The organism is Sandaracinaceae bacterium (assembly GCA_020633055.1).
GTDB lineage: Bacteria > Myxococcota_A > Polyangia > Polyangiales > Houyiibacteriaceae > JADJJE01.
Genome location: JACKEJ010000011.1, coordinates 220,441 through 233,300, shown reverse-complemented (window position 1 = coordinate 233,300; position 12,860 = coordinate 220,441). Strand labels below are relative to the sequence as shown.

The following is a 12,860-nucleotide window of genomic DNA, read 5'->3' as shown; positions in this document are numbered from 1 at the left end:
CTGCTCAGCGAGTGGTCAGCCCGGGCAGCTCGAGGGTGAGCGCCAACACACCGTCCTCGGCCTGCAGGTTCCCCAGCGCCACCGCTTCGACCATCGCCGCGACACCGCTCGTGGCCATGCGCGCCCGCAGAGCCGGGACGTTGCGCAGGTCCACGCGGAACAGGTCGTCCGCCTCTTTGTCCACGAACACACCGCGGCTGTCCGGGCGCGCGCCGCCGAGGGCCACCGACCAGAGCGCGTGTGCGACGACCGTGGCAACGGCGGCCACGAGCTCGGGCACGTGGCGTTCGCGCCCCATGCTGGCGGGCTCGACACGGAACACCAGCTCCTTCGCGCCGCGGGGGGCGAAGCGCACGTCCCACGGCACGAGGCCGAGCTGCACGTGGGACCCGTCGTCGAACGTGGCGTCGATGTGGACGCGTCCGCCCTCACAAGCGGCCGAAGCCTCGCGCACGCCCTCCGCGTGGGCCAACGTGCGGGTGAGTGCCTCGGCGGGCACGCGCGCCTGGCGCTGGGCCACCTCGTTCAGGAACTTCCGGGCGGTCGCGACGGGGCCGCTGGTGATGGCGCGCTGGGCCTGATCGCCCACGCGGCGCACCAGGCTCCGCAGCCGGTCGCTGCGGCTCACGGCGCACCCTCCTGCGCCTGCTCGGCGTCCGTCGTCGGAGCTGGGTCTCGAGCCTCTCCGTCGGCCCGCTTGCTGGGGACGTTGCGGAACGCTTCGAGCATCATGGGGGAGTGCCGCTGGCCATCGCGCACCGCGAAGAGCCCGCTGCGCACGAAGCGGATGGGCAGGTCGTCCACGTTCTCGAGCCCGAGCAGGGCGGCCATCACCTCGGTGGGCTTGGCGCTGCCCTCGGCGCGCATCCACGTGGTGAACTGCACGGGGACGAGGTCGCCCACGAACCCGGCCCGCGTGAGCGCTGGGAGGCCCTCACCCGGGGCCGCAGAACGCAGGATGGTGCCCACGTCGATCACCCGGCCGATGCCCTTCACGCGCCGTACGACCTCGAGGCGCTCCAGCGCGGCCTGGCTGCGCACGCGCTCGAAGAGGGCCTCCTCCGAGTCGAAGCCGATGGAGGCGAGCGCCGCACGCGGGATCGCCGCGACCCACTCGGCCTCTTCGAGGATGCGCCCGAGCGCGGGGTCGTTGGGCCCGAGGATGCACGCCGCGGTGAACTCCACCCCCTCGAACGCGACGCCGTTGAGGCGCTCCAGCAGCGGCCCGACGTCCGCCTCCGTCACGGACCCCGCGCGGAGCTTGAGGTCCAGGAACTCGCCCAGGCTCGGGATGCCCAGCGAGAGCGCGGGCGAGAACGTCATCTCGGGCCGCGGGTGGAAGCCCTCGGAGTAGTAGAGCGGCATGTCCAGCTGGCGGAACATGCGCGGGAACAGGCGCACCAGGTCGAGGTGCCCGTGGAAGGCGAACCGCCCGGTCTTGGTGAACGAGAGGCGCATGCGCATGCGCTCTCCCTGGCTCGCGCGGGCGTGCGGTACCTGCACGTACGGGACGGGGCCGTCGCCTTGGCCGTCGCTGGGGGCACTCGCTGGCCTCGGGTGCTCGCTCTCGGTGGCTCGCTCGGCGTCTGCCGCCGCCCGCGACGGCGCGTCGGTCTCGAGGGTGTCGATGGTCTCGTCGGTCTCGAGGGCGTCGATGGTCTCGCCGTGCTCGACCGCCTCGAGCGTCTCGACGGGGAGTTCCTGGCGCCGCGGCTCCTCGGCGCCCAGCACGCGCAGGCGCACCAAGCGCTCCTCCCGCATCTCGGTCATGTCGCACGCGATGCCGCAGTCGTAGCAGACCAGGCGGCGCGTATCGGCCTTGGCCTCGGCGACGTTGGTGTGGTGCACGAACATGCCCGCGGCCTTGCCGCAGGGGGGGCTCAGGCGGTTCTTGAGCGCCTTGCGGTACTCGCGCGCCAGGAAGCCGTCCTCGAGCCCGACGTCCAGGTGGTCCCACGGCAGGCGGGCGGTCACGGGGAACGTCCCCAGCAGCCCCTCGGTGTCGATGGTGTGCGCCTGCATGGCCTCGCTCCACACGTCGAGCTTCAGCTGGTCGTCCCACGAGTCGAAGCGGCAGCCGCGGTCGAACGCGTCGGAGATGACCTGCGCCAGGCGTCGGTCGCCACGCGCCAGCACGCCCTCCAGCCACGAGCCCTTGCTGTCGTGGACCTTCAGCTGGACCTTCGAGCGGCGCGCGGCGTCACGCAGGATGCGCTGCTTGCGGCGCACCTCGTCGTAGTCGTTCATGGCCGCCCACTGGAACGGCGTGTGCGGCTTGGGCACGAAGGTGGAGACGCTGACGGTGACCTGGCCGCGGTTGTCTCCGCGCGCTTGTGCGCCGCGCTTCCACGCGTTGTGCCCCGTCCAGACGATGCCCTCCACGTCCTCGTCCTCCTCCGTGGGGAGGCCGATCATGAAGTAGAGCTTCATCTTCTTCCAGCCGCGGCTGAACACGCGCTGGGCCGTCTCGAGCAGCTGCTCCTCCGTGACGTTCTTGTTCACGACGTCGCGCATGCGCTGCGTGCCGGCCTCTGGCGCGAAGGTGAGTCCGCCCGCGCGCTGCGACTTCATGTCGTCCAGCACGTCCTCGCTCAGGCCGTAGGCGCGCAGCGAGCTCACGCTGACGTTCACGCGCTGCCCCTCGAGGGCCTTCATGGTTTGCTGCACCAGCGGCGCGATGGCGCTGTAGTCGGCCGTGGAGAGCGACGTGAGCGAGGCTTCGTCATAGCCGCCGGTCTTCACCGACGCGACGATGGTGTCGATGATCTGCTGCGGGCTGCGCTCGCGCACGGGGCGGTAGATCATGCCCGCCTGGCAGAAGCGGCACCCCTCGGTGCAGCCGCGCGCCACCTCGACCGAGACGCGGTCGAAGATGGTCTCGGTGGCCGACACGGGGCCGCCCGAGGGAAACGGGTACTGGTCCAGGTTCCCGACGAAGGTGCGCTCGACCGGGTAGGGGGCCTCGGGGTGACCGGGGTCGACCACGACCAGGCCGAGGTCCTGCGAGACGGAGGTCTCGTACAGCGCGGGCACGTACAGGCCGCCGAGCTTGGCGAGCGCGAGCAGACGCTCCGCCCGGGGGACACCCGCGTCGCGCAGGGCGCTCCAGGTGAGCATCACCTCGGGGAGCTTCGCTTCACCATCGCCGATGAGGAACACGTCGATGAACGGCGCGATGGGCTCCGCGTGGGTCGCGACGGGCCCGCCCGCGATGACGAGCGGGTCTTGCTCGCCGCGTTCGCTGGCCCAGCGCGGGATGCCGCCCAGCTCGAGCATCTGCAGGATGTTGGTGTACGTGAGCTCGAACTGCAGTGAGAAGCCGACGATGTCGAACTCGCGCAGCGGGCGGGCCGACTCCAGCGAGAGCAGCGGCACCTGGTGCTCGCGCAGGCGGGCTTCCATGTCGGGCCACACCGCGTAGGCGCGCTCCGCCAAGAGCTTGGGGTGCCCGTTGATGAGCCCGTACAGGATCTTGTAGCCCAGGTGGCTCATCCCGATCTCGTACATGTCGGGGAACGCGAGGCAGATGCGGCAGCTGGCCGCGTCCCAGTCCTTGTGCACCTCACCGGGCTCCCCGCCGAGGTACTTGGCGGGGGCCTTCACTTCATGGAGAAAGGGCAGGTAGGGGTGTTCGCGGCGGTCCATGGGAATCCGATTTGTGTGCGGTGGGCGGCCACCGCTGTCAACCGGCCTCGCGCGAGCACGCGGAGACGTCTGTGTCCGCGTCGGAGGACGCGCGCGACGGACGACCAGCAACCCGCGAAAGAACGTCGGCTCGTGGTAGCCTGCCGCCGATGGAATTCTCGAGCGAGGGTCTCCGCTTCGGCGAGCGCGTCGAGGGCTACCGCGACGGTCTCCGGCGGGCCTACTTCGAGATGGATGTCGAGCCGCTGAGCCCCGGGCCGTTCGAGGGTGCGATACGGACCTGCGACACGGCGGCGCTCAAGGTCGGTCGCATCGCGGGGTCGCCGCAGAACGTCCTGCGTGGCGCGCGTTCCGTGCGCGACTCGGGCCAACACGGCTACTTCTTGAACATCCAGCTGCGTGGTCGCGGGGTCATCGAGCAACGTGGCAAGCGCGTCTTGCTCGATGTCGGGCAGGCCGCGTTCGTCCACGCCGCGAGCGAGTTCGCGTTCCGCTTTCCCACGCCGTTCGAGCAGCTCTCGCTCTACATCCCAGACGAGTTCGTGCCGCGCGCCAAGCGCGACCCCGACATGTTGGCGGCCACCGCGCTGCCCGTCACGGGGGTCGTGCCTCGCATGTTGGTCGCCATGGTGGACACCATCGCGGCGAGCGGCGAGCTGGACCCCTCCGACGCACTCACGGCCGAGGAGCAGCTGCTGGCGCTGGTGCAGGCGAGCTTCAAGCAGCTGCCCAACGTGCCGGACGACCTCGAGGCGCGGCTGCTGGTGTGGCTCGAGCAACACCTCACCGACCCGCAGCTGGACCTCGACATGGCGGCCCGCGGGCTCGGGGCGTCGCGTCGCGCCATCCAGTACTGCATGCAGCGGCTGGGAGAGTCCTTTTCCGGCCGTGTTCGCCGGCGTCGCGTGGAGCGCGCGCAGCTGCTCTTGCGCGACCCGGCGTGGCGCCTGGTCCCCGTCCTGGACATCGCCCTACGCGTGGGTTTCTCCGACGCGACGACGTTCAGCCGGGCGTTCCGCCGAGAGACGGGGAGCACGGCGTCGGCGTACCGCAGCGAGTGAGTCCGACGCCTCGCGACGTCTACCAGCGCACCGCGTAGGTGCAGCGCGAGTGTCCCTTCTTGCGGCAGACATTCTCGTGGAGGTGCTCGAACACCGCGTTCGGGCGGAAGCGGCGCGCCAGGGTGGTCAGGAGCCCGCGGTCCATGTCGCAGGGGTAGGGGTTCTCGCACTCCATCACGATCTCCCGTCCGTTGGGGCGCGGGCGGCAGGCGTAGTGGCCGATCCCGTCTTCGAACGTGCCGCGCGCGAGGTCGAACATCACGCGGCCGTCCTTCCGATGGTTGAGGTGGTACGCGACGTTGACCGACTCCATGGCCGAGTGGATGTCGTCGATGCCCGGTGGGAACGGCGAGTTCTTCGGCACGCTCTTCCCGATCTCGAACATCTTGCTGGCGCCCACCTGCTCCGCGATCTCGTGGAACGCCTCGAGCCACGGGGAGAGCGGGTACCAGCCCCGCGCGTCCAGGATCAGGTTGCCGTCTCCGTCGAAGCGACCGATCTGTCGGCTTCGAAACGATCGCAAGCCCAACTCGGGGAAGAGCTTGAAAGCGTCGACGATGTTCTTGACGTTGCGTCCATCAATCTCAATTCCATCGAAGTTGTTGATCTCCATTGTCACCCCTTTTGAGTCGTTCGTCGATCTGCCGCGCGGGTGTCCGGCTCGCCCGCCGCATGAGCGAGATGACCCGGCGGCGTCGATACTGCCGTGACGCGGAGCGTGGGATCAACTCCGAAAGCCCTCAAAACATACATAAATCTCACTTGTATGGTCGGGTGTGACCCTGTTCGTGGACGCGTCGGCCGTCGGCTCGTTGCGCCACCTGAGCATCACCTTTGCGCGTCACGTCAAGACGTGACCCGGGCGTTCACCTAGTCTGTGAACAAACATTGCACACCATGTCTGCCGGTTGATGATGGCCGTCGGAGACGGCGGAGTGTTGTCTGAATCGGAGGTCGAGTATGGATGATGAGCGTCGAGATGGATCCAGCGATTTCATGGTTGGAAGGCGACGGCTGATGCAGATGATCGGCGCGGCGGGCGTCGGGACGCTGGTCGGCTGCGGGAGCCTGGGCGAGGGCGGCCACGAGCCCATCGGGGTGGCCGAGGGCGAGCTCCGAACGGACCTCACCGTGCGCTGCCGACTGCGTCACCCCTTCGTCGGCGCGGGGATGGGCTTCCTGGCGCTTCCGGAGCTGGTCGCCGCCGTCAGCAACGCGGGGGGGCTCGGCGTGCTCGGCGTCGCACCCGAACCTCCGCCCGTGTTCCAGCAGCGCGTGGACCAGATCATGGCGCTGACCGACAAGCCGTTCGGTGTCGACTTCTTCCTCGCGGGGTCGGACGCGCTCGGTGAGATCACGGTCGAAGGCCACATCGACGCCGCGGTCGCCGCGAAACAGGCAGGAGCCCCCATCGCGGTCGTGGTGTTCCACTTCGAGACGCCACCTGCGGCGTGGGTCAGCGCCCTGCAGGCTGCAGGCATGGACGTGTGGGCCCAGGTGCACTCCGTGCCGACGGCACAGGCCGCGCTCGCCGTGGGCGTGGACGGCTTGATCGCGCAGGGCAGCGAGGCTGGGGGCCACTCGAAGAGCACGACCCCGCTGCGCCGACTGCTGCGCGAGCTCCGACGCGCGACGCCCCGGCACACGCTGATCCTTGCCGCGGGCGGCATCGCGACGGGACTGGACGTCGCCCGAGCGTTGGCGCACGGCGCAGACGGCGTGTGGGTCGGGACGCGTCTATTGGCGTCGACCGAGTCCTACGCGCACCCGGAGTACAAGCAGCGCGTGGTGCAGAGCCGTCGTCGTGACGACACCGTCGTGACCAAGCTGTTCGGTCCCGAGCTGCCGTGCGAGCCCTACCGCGTGCTGCGCAACCAGGCCGTGCAGGACAACATCGACGCGCAGGACGTGCTGTGCGAGCTGCCGCCCGACTACAGCGCCCCCATCGGGTTCACCACGTTGTTCCCAGGCACGGTGCTCGAGACCCCGGGTGTGCCGATGCCTGCCTTCAGCGCGCTGCCCCCGACGCGCGACACCACCGACGCGGACTTCGAGCGGCTCGGTCTTCCGGCGGGGACCAGCGCGTGCAAGATCCGCTCCGTGCAGCCGGTCGCCCGCATCGTGCGCGAGATGATGCTGGGCGCTCTTGGGTGCATCCACCGAGAGCTCGGTCGCCGCGACCTGGACGGCGGCCCCGACTCGTTCGACGACCTCGACGACGACGCCTGAGCGAATCTCTGACGAGCGACGGGTGCGACGCACACGGAAGGGGAGCGCAGGGGGTCGACCCCTCGCGCTGCCCCGAGGTGCTGCATGTCTCGTCTTCTGATCCGTTCTTCTCTTCGCCGGTCGCCCTCCCTCGCCTTCCTCGCCGCCCTCTCTCTCGCGCTGAGCGTCGCCACCCTCGTCGGTGGCTGCGGCTCTGCGCCGAATGGCGGCGACGCAGGCGCCAGTGCGCCCGACGCGGGGCCAGACGTTGCGCTCCCGCTGGACGGGGCGATGGGGGATCTATCGGTGGGCAGCGCCTGCGATGCATCCTCGGTGTGCGCGACGGGTCACTGTGTGGACGGCGTCTGTTGCGAGACGACGTGCGACGGAACGTGTGAGGCCTGCGCGAGCGTCTCGACCGGCGAAGCGGATGGCGTCTGCGCGCCGGTGAGCGCGGGGGAAGACCCGGACGACGAATGCGCCGCGGGCCCGTGCGGGACGGGGATGTGCGACGGTGGTGGCGCGTGCGCCGTGAGCGCCCAAGGGATTGTCTGCCGAGCAGCGAGCGGAGCCTGCGACGTGCAGGAGGTCTGTGACGGCCTCGGGAGCACGTGCCCGGAGGATGCCTTCGTGACCTCCGGAACGACCTGCCGAGCGGGGGCGGGCGCCTGCGACGTCGAAGAGGTCTGCGACGGCGTGGCGCCGGAGTGCCCAGAGGACCGCCTCGCGGACGCGAGCACGGTGTGCCGCGCGGCCGCCGGAGCTTGCGACGTGGAGGAGACGTGCACCGGAGGGTCCGCCGCTTGTCCGTCGGACGCCGTGCTCCCCGCCGCGACGGTGTGTCGCGCCGCGGCGGGCCCCTGCGACCTGACTGAGGTGTGCACCGGCAGCTCCAATGGATGTCCCTCGAACGCGTTCGTGCCGGCGCAGACGCCATGCCGGGACGCCGTCAACGCGTGCGACGTGACCGACGTGTGCTCCGGTGACTCGGCGGCGTGCGTGGAGCAGTTTCTGCCAGGCGCCGTCGCCGACTGCGCGCCCTACCGCTGCGCCACGCAGGCGCCTCTGTGCCTGGCTACGTGCACCAACAACACGGAGTGCGCGCCGGGGGCGGCCTGCCTGATGGGGACCTGTACGACTGCCCGGCGCGTCTTCGTCACCTCGACCCTGCACGCCTCCGACTTCGGTGGCCTCGCCGCCGCGGACGCCATCTGCCAAGCTCGGGCCCAGGCGGCGAACCTGAGCGGCGCCTACCGCGCGTGGCTGAGCGACGGAGTCACCAGCGCCGCGTCGCGGCTGGAGCACTTCGCGGGTCCCTACTACCGCGTGTGGAACAACGTCGCGGAGCCCGTCGCGGCCAACTGGGCAGACCTCACGGACGGGACGCTGGAGCGCACGCTCGGAACCACGGAGTTCGGTCAGGTGCGCGACCGCTACGAAGGCGTGGCGGCCGAGTTCGCGTGGACTGGAAGCACCGCGGCCGGCTTGCCCGTCGGGCTGCACTGCGCGGGCTGGACCGACAGCAGCACCGGGCGCGGGGCGACGGGGAACACGGGCGCCATCAACACCACGTGGTCCGACCTCGGCAACGGCCTTGGCGTGTACTGCTACCACCCCGCGCGGCTCTACTGCATCGAGCAGGGTGCGGACTAGCTCGCGAACTCTCAGCCTGTGACTGTCCCGCTACCGTGGTCGGCACACGGACGCCAATTCGCACGCCAGCGCGGATGCGAGCACCGACGCCGGCATGGAAGCGGGTCCTGACGCCAGCTCCGATGCCGACATGGACGTCGGCCCGGACGCGGGCCCCGACGCCGGTCTGGACACGGGCGTCGACTTGGGTGGTCCAACCTGTGGGGACGAGGTGCTCGACGACGGTGAGCAGTGCGAGGGGAACAACCTCGTGGGTTTCGATTGCGTAGCCCTGGGCTACGCGGGGGGGACGCTGCGCTGTACCGACTGCGAGTTCGACACCGACCTCTGCTACCTCTAACAGTTCGAGAACGGACCGCTAGGGGTTGGCGCGGAGCTCCACGGGGATGTCGCTGAGCGTGAACGCGCCGTTGGACGCGACCGTCCCCGAACTCACGAGATCCGGCGCGCCGCCCATCAGCACCGGACTGGGGTCGAGGAGCTCCACGCCTGCTCGCCGTACCACCTCGACCTCATTCGACGGCGCGTCGGGAGGTCCGCACGCCGTCAGCGCGCGGGCCGCTACGCGGGCCCCTTGCGTGAGACGCGCACCTGCACCCGGCCGGTGTCGGCGTCGCACACGGCGAGGCCATCCTCGGTCCGCCCCATGCGCACCCGTGACGGCAGGAACACGGGCGCGTGAAAGTGCACCAGCACCTCACCCGGCTGAGTGTCCGCGTCCGGCCAGAGGGCGGTCATGGCCCGCGCCGCCGTGAAGGTGCCGTGCACGATGGCGCGCCGCAGCCCGAACGGCCGCGCCAAGAGCGCGTGCTGGTGGATGGGGTTCAGGTCCCCTGCCACGCGCGCGTACGCTCGTCCGGTGGGCTCGGGCACCTCGAACGTGATCGCGTCGGTGAGGTCGAGCGTGTCGGGGGCGCGTGCCGCGCGCGGCCCCCGCTCTGCGGCTGCATCCTTCCTCCTGGCGAGCGCGACGGTCTCTGCCGTCCACACGGCCGCGCCCTCGCCCACGAGCCTCGCGCTCGTGCGCAGTGTGACCGCGTGTCCGAGCCGGTGCGGCAACACGCCGGCGACGTGCGCGCTCAGTGCGAGCGCCGCGTCCTCCGGGATGGGGGCGTGCAGCGCGATGCGGTTCGTGAGGTGGACCAGCCCCAGGGCAGGGAAGGGGAAGGCCGGGTCCGCGAGCAGTCGCAGATGGAGTGGCGCGGCCAGCAGCTGCGGGGCGAAGAGCGGTAGCTGACCGTTTCGCGGCGCGTGCACGAGGGCGCGGTACGCATCGAGGCGCGCAGCGTCGAAGCGGGCGGACGCCACGCTGGCCTCGATGGTAGGCAGCGGCTCGCCGCGGTACTGACGCGGACGGCCGAGGATGCCGATGTACGCGGGGAGTGACGACGGGAGCTCGGCGAAGGAGTGCTGCATGGCCCAGGGAGCGTACGTCAGCTCGACATGGTGCACGAACAGCGACCGTGGGGCCTCAGGGACGCGCACCTTCGAGGAACCCGGCACCGAGCTCCTGGCCGTCGGGCACACGCACTTCTGCGGGTCCGATCGCTCGACGCGCGTGTGGTGTGCGGGCTTTGGTGTGGACCGAGAAGAGCTGACGCTCCCCTCCGCCGTCGACGCGCTGGTGGCCGTGGGCGGCGCGACATGCGCGCTGCTCGACACGGGCGAGCTCCACTGCTGGGGCTTCCACCCGGTGTTGACGGGTCGCCTCTTCGGCGCCGAGTCCACCGTCCCCACGCAGGTGCCTGGTGTGGACGCAGCCGTGGCGGTCGGCCTCGGGCGTAGCTTCCTCTGCCTCCTGCACTCGGATGGAAGCGTGTCGTGCACGACTGGCTGTTGGTCACCTCCGGGCCACGGGTCTGGCTTCACGACGGTGTCTGGGGTCAGCGGCGCCCAGGAGCTGGCCGTGGGGGCCGAGCACGCGTGTGTCCAGACGGCGGACGACGTGGTGTGTTGGGGTGCGAACTGGCAAGCGGAGCCGGCCGAGTGCGCGGGGCCCGCCAGCGTGCGCGTTGCGGCCGACGCTCTCGAGGTCCGCGGGTCACACACGTGCGCGCGGGAGGGTCAGCGCATGGAGTGCTGGGGCAGGAACTGGCACCAGCAGCTCGGTGGCCCCTCGGAGCGGCCTGACCTGGGGCGAGTCTCCTTCACGCTCCCCTGACCGCCGAGTCGAATCGAGCTCCTTCCGGCTGCCAAACTCGACCTTCTGTGGCACCGACGCCACGCGGGCCATGCGTGACGAGGCAGGGCTCGAGACTATCGCGGAGTTCGCGAACACAGCGCGGAGCCGCCCCCGCAGGCAGACGCCGCCATCGCGCGGATGGCGGTTCGGATCGAAGAGAACAGCGGGGTCGGACAATTGCTCATCGTCGGCCACGCGGACCCCAACGGCGGCGCCGCGCACAACGACGCCCTCAGCTGCACGCGCGCCGAGGCCGTGATCGACGCGCTCGTGCGCGCGGGCGTGTCGCGGCAGCGCCTCGTTCAGCGTGGCGCGGGCAGTCGCTGCGCGTCGGAGGACGTCCCCGACCGCGTGAACCGTCGGGTCGAAGCGCTGCTCGTCGTGCCGCGCTGAACGTCTCCACAGCGAGGCCGTCGTGTCCGGGCGACGTCGCCAGATACCCTGAGTGTCGTTGGCTGTGCTAGACCGACACCCAGGTGGAGGCCCGCGCGCAGGCGATTCCGCGAAAGAGGTGAGCCTGTGGTTCGTGTGCTCGTTGTGTCGCTGTTGCTCCTCGCGTCATCGTGCGCCAACTCCCACATGATCGACGGGGGCGCCGAACCTCCCGACGGCGGCAACGAACCCGCCGACGGGGGCACGTTGGACGCCTTTGGGAGCGCCTGCAGCGAGCCTTCGCTGCCATGCCCTTCCTGCCTCGAGGACGACTCGCCAGGTTGGTGCTGGTCCGCGGTCAGCGCAGCAGGTACCCGATATCAGCCGTGCGCCGCAGACGGTACGTGTAGCGGTGCCATCGTCGAGTGCCCTCGCCGTCCCTGTCTGTGGGTGGAGCCGTATTGCGGGACCGAGTGCCGCTACCTCCCCGTCGTCGACGGGGTGGCGTGCTCGGGCGGGTCATCGACGCCCCACTCATGCGTAGCAGGCGTCTGCGTGCCCGCCTCGAGCATGTAGTCGTCGTCCGAGGCGTCCGCCGAGCTGCGGGGTGGGAGCGCGGCGGCCTGGCTGCTGGGCCAACCGCTCAGCGTGGCGGGTCCTCGACGGCGTGGACGATGCGCCCGGCGGCGCCAGATGGAGCACGCCACTCCGAGAGCGCTGCGGTTGCGCACGCATGCTCCTCGGCATCGTCACTGCCCCGTATGGCGACGTGTACCACCCCCTCGACACCCCAGGTGGCTTCCACCGAGACGGGCTGGCCAGGGCGTGCTCCCGCGCACGCGCGCAGCGAGGTGGACCGCTCGGTCAGCGCCGCGCGCACGGCGCTGACCGCATCAACCGATGGCACCTCGGGTTCGGCGTCGGCCGCCAAGTCGCGCGACGCCTCTGGCGCGTTCAACAGCGCCTCGTGGGCGTGCTCGCCGAAGCGCTGGAATCCGACGACATCGGCCGTTCGCAGCGGCCAGCGAAGTCCACAGAAGGTCGCCGTCGTGCCTCGCTCGCGCGCCGCTTCCGCGAGCAGGGGCTCCAAGGCCACTCGTCCCGCTCCCTCCGTCAGCCGAACGACGAGGACCATGCTCCCCCCGCGTTCCAACGTGAAACTTTCGCAGCGGTCGAGGGAGCCTCCGTCCGGGCCGCGAACCGAGAGCGCGACGAGTGGGTCGCTCTCCGGGGCGTACGTCAGGACGAGCTGTGCGCCTCGTGGAGAGAACGTCGCGCGCACACCACGAAGTCGCTCTCCGTCGCGCGCGAACTCGAACGCCGGACCCTGTCGTTCGAGCAGCTCTTCGCGCCGGCGGGCGTCCGCCGCGGCGCCTGCCGACGAGGGCACGCCCATCGACGAGGGGCGCTCCGACGACGCGACCGACTCGCGGAGCGGCGAGCAGGTCACGTCGGTTCCCAACCCGCTGCATTGATAGACCGCGCCATGACACTCCGCGGTCCACGTGCGGCCGGTCAGTCGGCGGGATGTGTTGCCGATCTCGATGTCTCTCGGCGCGCAGCCGACGCTCCCGGCGGACGCGCTTCGAAGCCGCCGCGTCGCACACCCCGTTGCCAGAACGGCTGCGGCGGCGATCACGATGACTCCCATGAATCGCATGCGCCGGAGGCTAGCCTGGACTCCCCCACGCGTCCACGCGGGACCCACCACGGCACGCAGCAGGGCGATCTGCTGGAGG

12 protein-coding genes are annotated in these 12,860 nt (G+C 70.6%); 6 read left to right on the top strand and 6 right to left on the bottom strand.

Going from position 1 to position 12,860, the window contains the following annotated elements; all coding sequences use genetic code 11:
• Positions 1-4: 4 nt before the first annotated feature.
• Both H6726_25500 and H6726_25495 read right to left on the bottom strand, forming a co-directional pair.
• Positions 5-628 carry a hypothetical protein gene (locus tag H6726_25500; GenBank protein ID MCB9661028.1) on the bottom strand — a complete coding sequence of 208 codons (624 nt, stop codon included), beginning with the start codon at positions 626-628 and terminating at the stop codon, positions 5-7.
• Positions 625-3,645 (bottom strand): TIGR03960 family B12-binding radical SAM protein, encoded by a 3,021-nt coding sequence (locus H6726_25495; GenBank protein MCB9661027.1) that lies wholly within the window; start codon positions 3,643-3,645, stop codon positions 625-627. The genes H6726_25500 and H6726_25495 overlap by 4 nt, the downstream gene beginning before the upstream one ends.
• A gap of 149 nt (positions 3,646-3,794) precedes the next feature.
• Here H6726_25495 and H6726_25490 point away from each other — a divergent pair, with 149 nt between their 5' ends.
• Positions 3,795-4,706, top strand: coding sequence for a helix-turn-helix domain-containing protein (locus H6726_25490; protein ID MCB9661026.1), 912 nt, complete (start codon positions 3,795-3,797; stop codon positions 4,704-4,706).
• 19 nt (positions 4,707-4,725) lie between these two features.
• Here the strand turns inward: H6726_25490 and H6726_25485 are convergent, their stop codons facing one another.
• The gene (locus tag H6726_25485) at positions 4,726-5,319 is read right to left on the bottom strand and encodes a hypothetical protein (protein MCB9661025.1); all 594 of its coding nucleotides are present in this window, start codon (positions 5,317-5,319) and stop codon (positions 4,726-4,728) included.
• Positions 5,320-5,702: 383 nt separating this feature from the next.
• Here H6726_25485 and H6726_25480 point away from each other — a divergent pair, with 383 nt between their 5' ends.
• The 3 genes from H6726_25480 to H6726_25470 all read left to right on the top strand — a co-directional run bounded on the left by H6726_25480 (position 5,703) and on the right by H6726_25470 (position 8,907).
• Entirely contained in the window at positions 5,703-6,935 is a 1,233-nt protein-coding gene (locus tag H6726_25480) for a nitronate monooxygenase (protein MCB9661024.1), read from the top strand.
• A gap of 84 nt (positions 6,936-7,019) precedes the next feature.
• Positions 7,020-8,567, top strand: a complete 1,548-nt coding sequence (locus H6726_25475; protein ID MCB9661023.1) for a hypothetical protein — start codon at positions 7,020-7,022, stop codon at positions 8,565-8,567.
• Between the two features lie 94 nt (positions 8,568-8,661).
• Complete coding sequence (locus H6726_25470) at positions 8,662-8,907, top strand: hypothetical protein (protein ID MCB9661022.1); 246 nt, start codon at positions 8,662-8,664, stop codon at positions 8,905-8,907.
• 18 nt (positions 8,908-8,925) lie between these two features.
• Here the strand turns inward: H6726_25470 and H6726_25465 are convergent, their stop codons facing one another.
• Together H6726_25465 and H6726_25460 are read right to left on the bottom strand one after the other, a co-directional pair.
• Positions 8,926-9,072: a hypothetical protein gene (locus H6726_25465; GenBank protein ID MCB9661021.1), complete on the bottom strand. Its 147-nt coding sequence runs from the start codon at positions 9,070-9,072 to the stop codon at positions 8,926-8,928.
• Between the two features lie 56 nt (positions 9,073-9,128).
• Positions 9,129-9,983, bottom strand: coding sequence for a MaoC family dehydratase (locus H6726_25460; protein MCB9661020.1), 855 nt, complete (start codon positions 9,981-9,983; stop codon positions 9,129-9,131).
• Between H6726_25460 and H6726_25455 the strand changes: the two genes are divergently transcribed.
• Together H6726_25455 and H6726_25450 are read left to right on the top strand one after the other, a co-directional pair.
• Positions 9,982-10,728: a hypothetical protein gene (locus H6726_25455; GenBank protein MCB9661019.1), complete on the top strand. Its 747-nt coding sequence runs from the start codon at positions 9,982-9,984 to the stop codon at positions 10,726-10,728. The genes H6726_25460 and H6726_25455 overlap by 2 nt on opposite strands.
• Before the next feature lie 159 nt (positions 10,729-10,887).
• Positions 10,888-11,142: an OmpA family protein gene (locus H6726_25450; protein MCB9661018.1), complete on the top strand. Its 255-nt coding sequence runs from the start codon at positions 10,888-10,890 to the stop codon at positions 11,140-11,142.
• 622 nt (positions 11,143-11,764) lie between these two features.
• On the opposite strand, the gene H6726_25445 is transcribed toward H6726_25450, so the two are convergent.
• Positions 11,765-12,781, bottom strand: a complete 1,017-nt coding sequence (locus H6726_25445) for a hypothetical protein (protein ID MCB9661017.1) — start codon at positions 12,779-12,781, stop codon at positions 11,765-11,767.
• Between the last annotated feature and the right edge of the window lie 79 nt (positions 12,782-12,860).